Below are 13,458 nucleotides of genomic sequence, written 5' to 3' on the forward strand. Positions count from 1 at the left end.
TTCCGATCAGCTCGCAGGAAACTGGTTAGAAGGTGTAGTGGAGCGACATCTGCACGATACGGGGCTGTGAGCGCGTATCGGTGATCCGTCCGAAGGTGGACGAGCTGATGCTTGCATCCGGATAGTTGTAGCTGGCGAAGTTGAACGCGTTGAAGAAGTCCGCGCGATACTCCAGGCTCTGTCCTTCCGTGATGTGGAACGCCTTGCCGGCCGAAAGGTCGACCTGCTCAAAGCCAGGCGAACGCTCGCTGCCGTTCTGGGCGGAACCGAACTCACCGGTCGCAGGCGCACCGTAAGCGCAAGTGCTGCCCGAGGCCGAGCCACCACCAGCGGTGGTGCAAGGCGTGGCCGACGGATCGGTACCGAACCACTCACCAACGCTGCGGTTGCGGATCTCCAGCTTGCGATACTGGCTGGCACGCGACGCTTTGTTGTTCACCGAGGTTTCATCCGGAGCGCTGATGGTGATCGGCAGACCGGTGTAGACCATGGCCGTACCAGTCAGCTTCCAGCCACCCACTGCTTCGTCCAGCCAGCGGTTCATGTTGCCGCCAAATTGCTTGCCACGGCCGAAGGGCAGCTCATAGACGCCCGTTGCGTTCAGGTTGTGACGCACGTCCATGCTGGACGGACCGTAATCGGCGTGACCGTTGTAAGCATCCTGCCAGTAGGCGCTGTAATTCGGACCGTTGTTACCCGAGGCGTTGGCTCCGTAGAAGCCAGGGTTGTTGCTCATCGCCTTCGAGTAGGTGTAGTTCACGGTGTATTCCACGCCGTTGTGCTGGCGATGGCGAACCTGCACCTGCATGCCGTTGTAGTTCATCATCGAGTTCGACTGCGTCTCGACGATGCTGCCGGTCTGACCAACGAGGTTGTAGTAAGGAGCCGTCGCATCAGCCGAAGTCAGCTGGTTGGCAGCGCGAGCATCGACCAGGTGCTGACCGGTCTGGCCAACGTAGCCCACCGAGACCGAGGTCTGGTTGCTGAGCTGGTATTCCGCCGAGAGCGTGAACTCCTGAATGAAGGCCGGACGCAGGTTGCTGTCCCAGGCGCGCAGCGTGTTGCTGGTAGCGGTGCTGGTGAAGCTGCTGAGTGCATCTTCCGCGGTCAGCGGAGTGCCAGCGCTGGTGTCCGTAGCGTTCACAGCCGTATAGGTATAAGCCGGCTGATAGGGCGGGTTGAAGTTCAGACGCAGGTTAGCACCAGTGCCTTCGAGGAAGTTGGTGATGCCGTAGCCGCCACGGATGACCCAGCGGTCCTTCGGCTGGTACGCAAAGCCGATACGGGGCATGAAGTTGGTGTAGACCGGGTGATACATCGCCCGGGCGTCGCCGAAGACTTTGCCTGCCGCTGCAGTGCCAGCATAGTAGTACTGCCCGGTTGCCAGATCGACGTTCGCTTCCTTGTTGTTCACTTCGTAGATCGGCTGATCGTACTCGTAGCGAATGCCAAGGTTCAGGGTCAGGTTCGAGGTCGCCTTCCAGTCATCCTGGACGAAGTAGGCATCGCGGTACTGGCGCTGGCCGGAGCGGCCTACGTCAGACGAGACACCAGCGTAGTAGACGTCGTCCGCGAGGAAGTCCGAGACGTCGTTGCCAGTGAAGCCGCCACCGTACTCTTCGTTACCCATGATGCCGTCGTTACCCGGGTAGAAGTTGTTCTGCTGGTAGCGAACGATCTCAGTGCCAAGCTTGAGCGTGTGCTTGCCGAGCTCGACGGTGAGGTTGTCACCATACGTGAAGATGTTGTTGATCAGGCTGCTGCCCGAGCAATCCGTACCAATGCCGGTTAGGTAGCTGAGGTTATCGTCGCCGCCGGTGGAGGTCCAGCTCTGAGCGGTGAAACCGGCGCAGGGCTGATTCGAGAAGTTGATGCCGACAACAGAATTGCCATTGGTGCCGAAATCACCCGTCGAGTCTACCGGGTCGCCCTGGATCCAGCGCACGCGGGACCAGCCGGCGCGGAACTCGTTCACGATCGAAGGCGAAAAGGTGTGGACCTCGTTAAAGGCAAAGCCCTTGAACGGGTAGCTGTTGGTCGTCGGGAAGGTAATTGCGATCGGAGTCTGCGGAGTCGCGTCCGAAGCTTCACCCTGCGAATAACGGAAGGCCAGCACGTCCTTGTTGCCGTAATGCCAGTCGATTTTTACGTCGCCCTGGTCATTGCGTACGGTGTTGCGATAGCTGCCCGTGTAGTTGTCCTCACCACCCAGAGCGTCCGTTGCCGTCTTATTGGGCAGCGGATACAGCTCGGGATGAGCGAAGAGGTACTGGGCGACCGGATTGGTGATCGTCACCTGATTGTTCGCATAAGCGGTACGAACACCATTAACCCAGTGATACAGCTGCACAGGCGTCGAAGCAGTTAGCAGCGACGAAAAATCGCCTTCACGGAAGGCCTCAGGAATGACGCTCTCGGTCTCCGTACCGCCGGTGTGATAACGCGCGGCCTGGTAGTCGACGAAGAAGAAGAGCTTGTCCTTGAGGATCGGACCACCGAGGGTGCCACCGAAGTTCGATTCGGTGAAGGGCTGCTTGGCCGTACCGGAGTAATTGTTGGCCCAGCTGTTGGCATCCAGGTTGTCGTTCTCGAGGAAGCCGAAGGCGCCGCCGTGAAACTTGTTCGAACCGCTCTTGATGACGGCCAGAACGTCGCCACCGTTGACGTTGCCGTACTCGGCGCCAGCGTTCGAGGTGATGACGGTCAGGTTCTCGATCGCGTCGGGGCTCGGGTTGTAGCCGATGACGTTGTTGATGGTCTCGTTGATTTCGACACCGTCGAGCAGGTAGCTGTTGGTCTGGTTACGGTTACCGTTTACCGAGACCTGACCCTGCTGGTTGGTATCGCGCTCGATGGCATTGACGCCCGTCATGCCGGAGGGCGTAGTCGAGATCGCGCCGGGGACGAAGGCAGTAACCGACGAGAAGTTGCGGCCGTTCAGCGGCATGTTCGCAACGGTATTTGCCGTAAAGGTGCTGCCCAGAGTCGCATTGTCGGTATCGAGAATCGGCTGCAGCTGACCGCTGACCGTGACTGTCTGCGCTGCGCTGCCCGGGACCAGCTTCGCATCGATCTTGGCGATCTGGTTCACTTCGAGGGTGAAGGGCGCCGAAGTGAAGGTCTCAAAGCCGGTGTTGCCGATCGTGACAGTGTAGTGACCGATCTGCAGGAAGCGAATGTTGTAATCGCCTGCACCGTTGGAAACCGTCTTGGTCTCAACGCCGGTGTCGACGTTCTTTGCGGTCACCGTTGCATTGGGGATAATTGCGCCCGTGGAATCCGTCACCGTGCCGTTGACCGAGCCAGTGATGGTCTGTGCCATGCCGGTGCTACAAAGAGCAGCGGGAATAGCAAGCGCCCACAAGTGCTTTGTGGATCTGAACTTCATGTGTTGTTGCCTCCAACTAAAAACAGAGAATTCTCGACCGTGCAGGAAAGAAATGCGGTGAAGCCACTTCATGAATCGATTTACTTCCATGCCACTCGTGCCAGCAGTGCGTCTGCTGGTCATACAACTTTCATAAAGTATAGACAACTGGACATGAATGCAAGTCGTGTCAGCCCGTTTTACAGATGGAAGCGCCGCTCAAATTTCTTTTTTATGACCACGATAAAAAGGCTTTCGGGCGACTCCCCGGAAAACCCGTTAAGCTGCACATAGAGAATGACTTACACGCATAAATCGTTAAAAAACGACTCAAGTGCCTGAACCTGTGGCACTTGAGGATCATGATCCCGACAACTCCAAAAGACGACATTGCAGCTCCATCCGTTCAGCCGCCGGCTTGACCCTAACATATATGTCAGGGTTTAACCTTTAGGAATGCGGATCGGACAACTCTCGCAACGGACTGGCGTCAGCGTTCGAGCGATCAGGCACTATGACGCCTTCGGATTGCTGGGACCGGTGAGGGAGGCAAATCGGTATCGATCCTTTATGGATAGCGATGTGGATCGTGTGCAGCTGATCCAACTTCTGCTCGGCGTGGGCTTCAGTCTCGCGGAAATCCGCGCTCATGCACCATGCTGGCGAAATGGCACGTCTTCCGTGCTCGATCCAGTTCCGGATGCAGAGCTGCGCGCCTTTCTAACTCGCAAACTCGCACAGCTCGATCAGCATATCGAGGCTCTTGCGACTGTTCGTTCGCGCTTGCAGGAGCGGCTGGATGCCCATGTATCGAGCGAACACTCCAGCGTCGAACATGCCAATCATGACATCACGAACGCTCCCGTTTTGAAGGGAGCTGAAGGGTAAGAGATGGAACTGCAACTCCTGCGGAACGCCACCCTGCGCCTGAAGTATGCGGGCCTGAACATTCTCGTCGATCCATGCCTGGGAGCGAAGGGCTCGTCTCCTTCCATCGCCGGTGTGGCACCAAACCCTATTGTCGAGTTGCCCATCTCAGTCGAAGCTGCACTGGACGGCATAGACCTTGTGGTGATCTCCCATCTCCATCGCGACCACTTCGATCCGGCCGCAGCCGCCGCGCTACCGAAGTCTATCCCCGTATTGTGCCAATCTTCGGATGTGGAAGCTCTCGTGAAGCAGGGCTTCACTCACGTGCGCGCATTGACAGAGCGAGAGGGCATCCAAAGGATGACGATCGCCCCGACACCAGGACAGCATGGCACTGGAGAGATCCTCGCAAAGATGGGGCAGGTCATCGGCTTTACCCTGGAGGCGGCTGGCGAACCCACACTGTACTGGGCGGGGGACACGGTGCTCACGGAGGGCGTGCTGCATATCATCGACACGGTCAAGCCGGATGTGATCATTACTCACTCCGGAGGAGCAACGCTGAGCGATACGCTGCTCATCATGGATGACGCGCAGACACTTCAGATGTGCGAGCACGCGGGCGACGCGAGAGTAATCGCGGTCCATCTTGAAGCTCTTGACCACTGCACGGTTTCTCGGCATAACTTACGTGCGGCTGCAGAGCTAAAGGGCATTTCTGCAGAACGATTGCTGATTCCTGCCGATGGCGAGTTGCTCACACTGAGCGTTCCTCATTCGGAAGGCCATTCTGAATAGCTCGCCCGCCAATCGATGAAGTTCGAGGAGTGATGTGATGCGCCGGATCTCCGTCCTATCGGCTCCATCCAACTTAGGGCTCAAGCCTCCCGCTCCGGGAGTAGAGCCAGGAGTTCGCGAGCTTCCGCAGGCACTTCTGCAGCGAGACCTGCTTTCCCGGCTCTCTGCCTCCTATATAGGAGAAGTTTCTCCTCCCAGTTATGACCAAAGGCCAGATCCGTTCACGGGTGTAAGAAACGAGTTGGCGATACGAAGCTACGCTCTCGAGTTCGCCGAACGGATGGGCAGTCTCCTGGACAGCGCATCGTTTCCGCTGATCCTGGGCGGCGATTGCAGCATTCTTCTGGGATCCTCCCTCTGTCTGAAGCGAAGAGGGCGCTTCGGCCTGCTATTTATGGATGGCCATACCGACCTGTTGACGCCGGAAACATCGGAGAGCGGCGGGGTTGCCGGTATGGACCTTGCCATCGTCACTGGCACAGGAACGGATGCCCTCACTTCCATCGACGGACTGAAACCATATGTGCGAGCCGACGACGTTGTTGTATTTGGTTTTCGCTGGCCGCAGCAGCAGGATCCATCGCCGGCACACCCGAAACCTCCGATGCTTTCCCTCCCACTGGAAGCCATTCGAAGGCGCGGAATACGTGCCGCGACAGAGCAAGCACTGGAGTATTTTGGAGGCCGCGATTTTTGGCTTCATCTCGATGTGGACGTGCTCGACCCACGCTGGATGTCCGCGGTCGATAGCCCCGACCCTGGTGGCATGAGTCCTGAAGAGCTCACGGCAGTACTGAAGATCGTTCTCGCCAGCAAGCAATGCATAGGGATGGAGCTGACAATTTACGATCCCACGCTGGATTGCTCCGGAGCAGGTGCGGAACTATTAGTGGACTTACTCGATGCGGGCTTTATGTCCTCCGGCTCATAACAGCGCCATCTGAACACAACGTTACTGAGCAGGCTTTTGAAGTAAGTCCATCGCCATGGTCCAGAATGCTTCCATGACTGGAGAGAACCACTTATCCCTGTGCCGGACCAGCTGTGTATAGACGTAGACCGGTTTCCTTGGCCAGGGCAGTGCGACCAACGAACCCTCCTGCAATTCTGCAGAGACGACGAGTTCCGGCAATACAGCGATACCCATGCGCGCAATCGCGCACTGCTTCAGGGCTTCGACACTGGAGAATTCCAGTTGCCTGGTAACGCGGCCCCCGTCCTGTGCCAGTGTTCGCTCGAACAGCGCACGATAGCTGCAGGAGCGATCCGTCAACAGGATCTGCTGATTTGCAAGTTCGATGGCCGTAACCTCTTTTCGCTTCGCCAGAGGATGCTCCGCCGCTACCAGAGCGAGCATGCGTTCCTGCCGCAGTTTTTGTACAAGCAGCTGCGGTAGCTCAATCGGCTCATCGATAGAGACCGCCAGGTCCACCCCCGGCTCCAGGGCTGATGAGGTAGCACAGGAAACTTCCGCATGCAGTGTCAGGCGCACGCCCGGGTAAGTTGTCTGAAAGACACGCAGCAATTCGGGCATGCGATAGGTAAGCAGACTTTCCGCTGCACCAACGACGAGCGGACCAACGATCTGCCCATTCTTCTGCACGGAAAGCCGCGCCTGTTCGGCGGCACTGATCAGTTTCTCGGCGTGCACCAGAAACTGGCGGCCGGCATCTGTTAACTCAACCTGTCTTCCCAGCCGATTGAATAAAGGCAAACCAAGATCGCCCTCTAAAGCCTGAACCTGGGCGGTGATGCTCGACTGCGCATAGTGCAGCTGACTCGCAGCCCTGGTAAAGCTTCGCGAGCGGGCCACTTCTACGAACGTTCTCACTTGCCGCAGATCAAGCAGGTTTTCCATCGGAATTTTCGATGGAAGCCATCATATCAATTCATTGGACGCGATGACTAGAGCGGGTCAACCTTATGGAATGAAACCGCGCTATCTCTCCCAGCTACTGGCACTCTCCGCGGTATGGGGAGTTTCATTTCTGATGATCCGAATTGCCGACCTTTCCTTCCCTCCTGTCTGGGTGGGCCTTCTGCGTTGTGCAACGGGCGCGTTGTTTCTATGGATTGTGCTGATTGCCGGCCGTCACACGTTGCCTCCCAGGAAGCTGTTCGTCTGGCTGTTCCTCGTGGCCCTCACGAACAATGCTCTTCCCTTCAGCTTTTTTGCCTGGGGAGAACGGGTTGTTCCCAGCAGCACAGCTGCAGTCATCAATGGCACTACCCCGATATGGGCACTGCTGCTTTCGCTTGCCGTGACTCGAAAGCGCGCCTCACTCCAGACGGTTCTGGGCGTCGTTCTCGGCTTTGCAGGCGTAGCCCTCGTGGTCATGTCACAGACAGGAGCGACGGGCAGTTCCACATTCCACAACCAGGAACTGTTCGGAGCCCTGGTGATCGCGCTTGGAGCGCTCGGATATGCGATCGCAACCGTGATCGCTAAGACAAAATTGAAGGGACTCGATCCAATCGGCCTCGCAACGACGCAGCTTTCGCTCGCCGGCATCACCCTGATTCCTGCTGCGTTCGCCGGACCGCATCCGGGTCACATCCATCTTTCGTCAGTGCTCGCAATCCTGACGCTCGGTGTGGCGGGCAGTGGGATCGCATACCTGCTTTACTACAAGCTGCTTGCGCACGCTTCCGCCACACAGGTAGCGGCCGTCACGTACCTGCTTCCTCTCTGGGGATTGTTGTGGGGGGCCATCGCTCATGAGCCATTATCGATAGCTGAGTTTGCCGGCGCGGGAGTCGTCGTTTTAGGACTCGCGCTTATCCATCGTCCGAGCCCGTTGCCGCGCGTCACTCCGCAGACGTGTGTGGATCGAGCATGAATACACTGCCAGTCGCTGAAGCCCTATTGCCGGTTACAAAGTCCAGCCGCAGCTACAGGATCGAGTCCCTCGACACACTTCGCGGTTTGCTGATGCTGCTCATGGCGATCGACCACACCCGCGACTACTTTTCGAGCGCGGCTATCGATCCTGCCGATCCGGTTCACTCGTGGCCAGCGCTCTTCTTCACGCGGTGGATCACGCACCTCTGCGCGCCCGGCTTTATTCTGCTCGCAGGCGCCAGCGTCTATCTTCAGCGCAAGCGCAAGAGCGCTGCCGCAGTCACTAAGACTCTGGTCCTTCGCGGGCTCTGGCTCATCCTTCTGGAGATTACAGTTGTCAGCTTTGGATGGTCTTTCGGTTTCGGCCTGCCGATTCTTCAGGTCATCTGGGTTATCGGCATCAGCATGATCGCACTGGCCGGCCTGCAGTGGTTGCCGCTGCCCGCGTTGGCACTATTCGCCATCGCTGTCATTTTCGGCCATGACCTCATGGATGGCGTGCATGCGTCGAGCCTGGGAGCGTGGAGGGATACATGGCTCGTTCTTCATGAGCGCGGTGTGTTGACCTTCCATCGGTCCCCGTTTGCGATCTTTGGATATCCCGTCATTCCCTGGGTCGGCGTGATGGCACTGGGATACTGCTTTGGCGCAGTCATTGACAGGTCTCCACAGCTCCGGCAGCGTCTCTCCTTCGGGATCGGCGCGGTAAGCTTCGTAACCTTTCTCATCCTCCGTGACCTCCACGGTTACGGAGATCCAGGTCCGCGCTTTCCGCATCTGGCGACGACGAGCCATCGGCTCATGGCCTTGTTGTCAGTACAGAAGTATCCGCCGTCCCTGCACTATCTGCTAGCGACACTCGGAATCGTATGGATGCTCTTTGCTTTTTTCGACAGAGTGTCAGCACGAAGCAGGGTCCCGAGAGTGCGTAGGTTTCTCGACGTCTACGGGCGAGTCCCGTTCTTCTTCTACGTGCTTCACATCTATGTCATTCACGGACTGGCCTTGCTGATAGCCCTGGCAATTACACCCGACTGGCGATACTGGATTACGCCCGATGTGGTTTTCACCAGCCATTTCAACGGCTGGGGTTTCGGACTCCCGACCGTATACCTGATCTGGCTCGCTGTCGTCCTGGCACTGTATCCGCTGTGCAGTTGGTTCAGCAGCTACAAGGACCGAAACCGCAGCTGGTGGCTGAGCTATCTCTAAAGGTGCTCAGAAGAGCGGTTCTCTTCTCAACCAGTGAGCCGGCCGACTTCACGCCATGCGCAGGAGCGCGAAATCGGGCGGCCATTAGAGAGATGAGTGCGCTGTTCGAAGACCACGATGGCAATACGACTGCCAGTCGTCCGTCCAGCCTATGACCTTACTGTCCTATATTGCTCGACAGCTTTAGAGAGCCGGGAGCGAACGTGCTTATGCGACGGTTCATCCGCAAGGTTGTGAACCTCGAGCGTGTCTTTGTGCGTGTCAAAGAGCAGCGCGCCATTTTCTCCGGAAGCACCGTACTCGACGTAGCGCCATCTTTCGTCGCGAACCATCAGGCCATGTATGCTTTTGCCGTCCTCACTCCACAGGCTGAACGCCGGCTTGTCCCACGAAGCGTGTGGACTCTGGATCAGAGGAACGAGGCTTGAGCCCTGAATACCTTCCGGCTTCGGCAGGCCACAAAGTTCCACGAGCGTCGGGTAGATATCAAGGGACTGCACGATGCGAAGCGAGGCATGACCATTACCTTTTGCACGCGGATCATAGATGATCAGCGGCACGCGCGTTCCCATCTCAAACAAGGAACCGGCCTTGGACCACTTACCCTTTTCGCCGAGTTGATAGCCGTGGTCTGCAACAAATACGACAATCGTATTCTGCCGTAGGTTTAACGCATCCAGTTCCGCGAGAACGCGTCCGATATTCCAATCCACCCACGAGATAGAAGCGAGATATGCACGAATCACCTCTCGCGCCTCTACTTCGCTCGCGCCGCGTCCGATAAATAGGTCGGCATTGCGCATGCGGATCGAAGCCCGGGGAAACCCCGGTGGCACGCTGGGCCACGGCGCGAAGTCTTCAGTCAGCGATATCGAGTCGGCATCATACTTATGGAAGAAGAGCTCAGGTGCAGTTGGCGGACTATGAGGTTTTGAGAAGCCGCATCCGATAAAGAAGGGTTGGTCGCGATACGTGCGCAGGTACTGGATAGCTGTCTCTGCGACCTGGTTTTCGGGGTGTCCTTCACCATACCCATCCAGCACCAGGATGCGATCCGAGTTCGCCGCCTGCTGATTGTCGAGCGGCAAGGTGCCGAGCACATCCGGCGGTTGCGGCGGTACTGGCCCCCTGGGAACAGTCTTCACGTGACCAAGATTGTTTGGCAGACTTTCAATCGTATGATTGCCACCGCCCACGGTCCACGCCTGCTGATCGTCGATCCCGCCGTGAAAGATTTTCCCAGTGCGCGCAGTGACGTAGCCGTGCTGGCGGAAGAGTTGCGGAAGGCTGGTCAATTCCGGATGAACCGCACGGAAGTCCGTGCGATTGCCGAGAACCTCTGTATCGAGCGGCGTTCTTCCGGTGAGCAGCGACGCGCGAGAGGGATTGCAAAGCGGAAACTGGCAATAGTTACGGTCGAAACGCACTCCCTGGCTCGCCAGCTTATCCAGATTCGGCGTGAGCGCGCCGAAGCGGCTGTTATAACAACCAAGCTCCACGCGCATGTCGTCCGACATAAAAAAAAGAACATTCGGAGGCCGGGAAGCGGGCTTGTCCGATTGCGCCAGCGAGGCTTTGCTCACAACCCCCGCCAGTGCCGCCGCAGTTGCCTTTTTGATGAAATCACGACGTGGTGTGTGTGGACTAGGCATGGGATTCTCTCCGGAAGTTAGCCTTGGTGATCGGCACGAAGTTGATAGATACGCAGATGACTGATCGCGATGTGGCTCTTCGTCGTACGGATCGCAAACCACCCTTCTGTGTATGGATGATCGTCTTCAAGTGAGAAGATGCGCTGCGCATCCCTATAAAAAGCAACGTTATTGCCATCAGCGACGAGACGGATTGTCTGCGTATGATTCGGCTGAATCAGGAACTCCTTTGAAGACAGATCATTCTGTGGCAGCAGCGGGCGCTCCACTAGGCTGGCTATGTAGCGGCGGAAGCGGGTAGTAGTATTGCCGTTTCCGCCCAGGCCCACATAGTACGTAAGGAGCGAATTGTATTCTGCAAATGCACCGTGACGATCGCCGGCAAAAATATCATCCGGGTGCTTTGGATCTGTCGCCATCCAGAAGCAGTTGAGATCACTTACGCGATCGTTCGCTCCACCCTCCGCTATGACCTTTGCCTGATACTCAATCAGCAGAGGGCCCTTTAGCTTTGTGCGAAACCATAACGTGGCTCCGGCCGGCACGTCGATATCGAGCACGCCGTCTTTGGCTATAACGCTACCCGGCTTCTCCGTTTCGAGCTTCCACTGATCCAGGCCGTGATGAAAGTCGTCCTTATAAAGCAGCTTGCCGTGACGCGGCGGAGCGGCCGGTGCCGCTTGCCCCGCTGAGATGAGTGGAACGGCGGCGATGACAGCTGATGCACCTATCCTGAGCCCTAAAGCTCTCCAGCTCTTCATTTTTGGATCTCCAGCCGGATAGCGTCATACATCACCTGGCCGGGTGCTCCGTTGGCTGGCACCACTGCGCTGGATGGATCGGGTACGAAATCTCTGAAAGGCCTTGCATCGGCATGGCGAAAGCCGAGTGTGTTCTGTCCATCTTTCAGCAGAGATTCCGGGAACGTGATCACCCGCAGGTTATAAGGCGAGTCCTGCACACCTCCGCGATAGCCTGCGGTGCCTGTCTTGGGCAGATGAATCTGCGCGACCTCTGTTCCATTGACGCTCACGCGCAGATCCGTCTCTTTGCCATGAGCGGGCTGTGAAGATGCAAACCCGACAGTCAGCGTGGCCTGCCCTCCGCCGGAGGGATGCGCATCGAAGGAAAGCTTCCACTCCGGATCCTTGTTGTAGAGAGTCCACTGGGCGTAGTTCCAATCCTGGCTCGGACTGCTCTTGCCGACGGTGAAGTGGACATCATCTGGGAATTGCTTCGCGTAGCGGAGATACATCTGGTAGCCGCGCGCATCATCTCCATTGCGGAATTCACCGGCAGAACGATCGAATGTGCCTAACTGGAAAACGCGCGTGCCATGCGTGACAGCGGTCCACTGCAGAGAACCGAGATCGGTTTTCTCATGCGCCGTTACACGCACAGAATCCTGAGTGAAGTCGGTTGGCTGATCCGCACCGCTGATATGCAGGCTGTAATCGCCAGGAATCACATTCGGAATATGGAACGCGCCCGAGGCATCGACTTTTGTCCAGAAGTTATACCCCTTGCTCTGAGCGCTCCAGTCTACGCCGGGCGGAGCCAGAATAACCCACGCGCCTTTCGCGCTGCCGGATGAGAGCTGGACGTGCCCGTTTACGTCACCCCGCGCATGGCTGTACTCCGGTGAGCTTACCCACGTGTAAGGCCATAGCGATTTCTGATGCGTGAGTTGTGCGTCCGCATCCTTCCACAGCGAGGACGATCCCGGCTCCTGATTCGCATAGACGAAAAAGGGTCCGTACACCTTCGACCATTCTTCTCCACTCTCGACATGAACGGGCGAAGCACCGAAGTGGACCGACTGAAGCACACGCAGGAGAACATTGTCGTGCACGGTCTGCCCTTGCTTGATGGGTCCGCCATTATGGTATTCGGGGCTCGGCTCAATCATCCACAGGCCCAGGTTCTTGCCGGTATAACCATAGACCGGGACCTGCGCCCAATAAACGGAGTTCAGATATTTCGTTTTCACGGTGCCATCGGCGAGTTGGAAGGTTGCATCTGTAACCTGCTTGACCACGGCCGCCTGCGGAATAGGCAAGAACTTTCCGTCTCCGATTGCCCACTGGTCAAAGGTGCCGTCCATTACCGTCTTGATCACGAAACGGGTTTGATAAAGCGTCGCTTCAGGCTGCGATTTGTCGTGATGAAGAACTACATAGGCATAGAAGCCGCTCTGTCCGCGAAAGACCACATAGCGATAGTCCACTGCAAACGGGAAGAGCGGTGTAGGATCTGCTGTTGTCGAAATCTCGGCACGATCCGGCGTGTTGACGATCAGGCTCGTGTGGCCCTGGCCTGCATGGAGACGGTAATAACCTTTCTTATCGGGCGTCAGTCCCGGCGGCACAACAGCTACATCCGCGTTCGCGTCCCAGTACATGGCGGTCTCAGGATCATTTGCATAATCGTTGCCATGCTCACCGTAGGCAGCCTTCTCCTCTGTTACGCCCAGGTCATGCCAGCTCTTACCGTCAAATTTACGGATCGAAAGAATGATGCCTTCCGAGCGCGAAACTTCTATATCGATCTTTCCATTGTTTACAGAGATGCGATCGGTATTCTCTGTAGCGTGTACCCCCGGCGCACCTGCCGATCCGGCATAAGCAGGAATGATGCTTCCCGCCGCAAAAGTGAACATCAGTACCGCCTTCAGGCGGCCGGGCCTAAATGATGACAACATATGCACCCTCATGCGT

The 13,458-nt window shown here is 57.2% G+C and carries 10 protein-coding genes; 5 read left to right on the forward strand and 5 right to left on the reverse strand.

The window, feature by feature from the left end; all coding sequences use genetic code 11:
• Nucleotides 1-25: 25 nt before the first annotated feature.
• The gene (locus QM649_RS00145) at nt 26-3,388 is read right to left on the reverse strand and encodes a carboxypeptidase regulatory-like domain-containing protein (RefSeq protein WP_415196964.1); all 3,363 of its coding nucleotides are present in this window, start codon (nt 3,386-3,388) and stop codon (nt 26-28) included.
• Between the two features lie 435 nt (nt 3,389-3,823).
• On the opposite strand from QM649_RS00145, the gene QM649_RS00150 reads away from it, so the two are divergent.
• Genes QM649_RS00150 through QM649_RS00160 form a run of 3 tightly spaced genes read left to right on the forward strand, consistent with a single transcriptional unit; the run spans nt 3,824 to nt 5,966 of the window.
• Complete coding sequence (locus tag QM649_RS00150) at nt 3,824-4,255, forward strand: MerR family transcriptional regulator (protein ID WP_415196965.1); 432 nt, start codon at nt 3,824-3,826, stop codon at nt 4,253-4,255.
• Between the two features lie 3 nt (nt 4,256-4,258).
• On the forward strand, nt 4,259-5,035 hold the full coding sequence (locus QM649_RS00155; protein WP_415196966.1) for an MBL fold metallo-hydrolase: 777 nt from the start codon (nt 4,259-4,261) through the stop codon (nt 5,033-5,035).
• A 37-nt stretch (nt 5,036-5,072) separates the two neighbouring features.
• Nucleotides 5,073-5,966, forward strand: a complete 894-nt coding sequence (locus QM649_RS00160; protein ID WP_415196967.1) for an arginase family protein — start codon at nt 5,073-5,075, stop codon at nt 5,964-5,966.
• 21 nt (nt 5,967-5,987) lie between these two features.
• Here QM649_RS00160 and QM649_RS00165 read toward each other — a convergent pair whose 3' ends face one another.
• Nucleotides 5,988-6,893 carry a LysR family transcriptional regulator gene (locus tag QM649_RS00165; RefSeq protein ID WP_415196968.1) on the reverse strand — a complete coding sequence of 302 codons (906 nt, stop codon included), beginning with the start codon at nt 6,891-6,893 and terminating at the stop codon, nt 5,988-5,990.
• Between the two features lie 70 nt (nt 6,894-6,963).
• Between QM649_RS00165 and QM649_RS00170 the strand changes: the two genes are divergently transcribed.
• Both QM649_RS00170 and QM649_RS00175 read left to right on the forward strand, forming a co-directional pair.
• Nucleotides 6,964-7,875, forward strand: a complete 912-nt coding sequence (locus tag QM649_RS00170) for a DMT family transporter (protein WP_415196969.1) — start codon at nt 6,964-6,966, stop codon at nt 7,873-7,875.
• Nucleotides 7,872-9,089, forward strand: coding sequence for a DUF1624 domain-containing protein (locus tag QM649_RS00175; RefSeq protein ID WP_415196970.1), 1,218 nt, complete (start codon nt 7,872-7,874; stop codon nt 9,087-9,089). The genes QM649_RS00170 and QM649_RS00175 overlap by 4 nt, the downstream gene beginning before the upstream one ends.
• A 149-nt stretch (nt 9,090-9,238) precedes the next feature.
• Here the strand turns inward: QM649_RS00175 and QM649_RS00180 are convergent, their stop codons facing one another.
• Genes QM649_RS00180 through QM649_RS00190 form a run of 3 tightly spaced genes read right to left on the reverse strand, consistent with a single transcriptional unit; the run spans nt 9,239 to nt 13,400 of the window.
• The gene (locus tag QM649_RS00180; RefSeq protein WP_415196971.1) at nt 9,239-10,741 is read right to left on the reverse strand and encodes a sulfatase; all 1,503 of its coding nucleotides are present in this window, start codon (nt 10,739-10,741) and stop codon (nt 9,239-9,241) included.
• A 17-nt stretch (nt 10,742-10,758) separates the two neighbouring features.
• A complete protein-coding gene (locus tag QM649_RS00185) occupies nt 10,759-11,502 on the reverse strand; it encodes a DUF6250 domain-containing protein (RefSeq protein ID WP_415196972.1) in 744 nt (247 codons plus the stop codon).
• On the reverse strand, nt 11,499-13,400 hold the full coding sequence (locus QM649_RS00190; protein ID WP_415196973.1) for a polysaccharide lyase family protein: 1,902 nt from the start codon (nt 13,398-13,400) through the stop codon (nt 11,499-11,501). The genes QM649_RS00185 and QM649_RS00190 overlap by 4 nt, the downstream gene beginning before the upstream one ends.
• Between the last annotated feature and the right edge of the window lie 58 nt (nt 13,401-13,458).

Origin of the sequence: Silvibacterium sp. (assembly GCF_047605705.1) — a bacterium.
Lineage (GTDB): Bacteria > Acidobacteriota > Terriglobia > Terriglobales > Acidobacteriaceae > Silvibacterium.